General features: G+C 70.4%; 1 protein-coding gene. It reads left to right on the forward strand.

Annotated elements, in window-relative coordinates; translation table 11 throughout:
- Positions 1 to 59: 59 nt before the first annotated feature.
- A partial coding sequence (locus tag ABD329_RS48070) for an acyltransferase domain-containing protein (RefSeq protein ID WP_344318339.1) occupies positions 60 to 513 on the forward strand: 454 nt, incomplete at its 3' end.

A 513-nucleotide genomic window follows, 5' to 3' on the forward strand; every position in this document is an offset into this window, starting at 1 on the left:
TTGCGGTGATGGTGGCTTTGGCGGGGGTGTGGCGGTCGTTTGGTGTGGAGCCGGCGGCTGTGGTGGGTCATTCGCAGGGTGAGGTGGCGGCCGCGTATGTGGCGGGTCTGCTGTCGCTGGAGGATGCCTGCAAGGTGGTGGCGTTGCGGTCGCGGCTCATTGGCCAGCGTCTGGCGGGTCTGGGCGGGATGCTGTCGGTGGCCGTGTCCCAGGATGAGGCTGTGGGGCGGATCGGGGCCGGTGTCTGGGACGGAGTGGAGGTGGCTGCGGTCAATGGTCCTGGCTCGGTGGTGGTGGCTGGGTCTGCGGAGGCGGTGGAGCGGGTGCAGGCTGTGTGTGAGGAGCAGGGGGTCCGGGCGCGCCGGATCCCGGTGGACTACGCCTCCCACACCACGCAGGTTGAGCAGATCCGGGCTGAGCTGGCCGAGGCCCTGGAGGGCCTGGTTCCCCAGGGTGGGGGCGAGCGGGTGCCGTTGTTGTCGACGGTGACCGGGCAGTGGGTTTCGCCCGGTG

The sequence above is a fragment of the Streptomyces javensis genome (genome assembly GCF_039525925.1).
In the GTDB taxonomy this organism is placed as follows: domain Bacteria; phylum Actinomycetota; class Actinomycetes; order Streptomycetales; family Streptomycetaceae; genus Streptomyces; species Streptomyces asiaticus.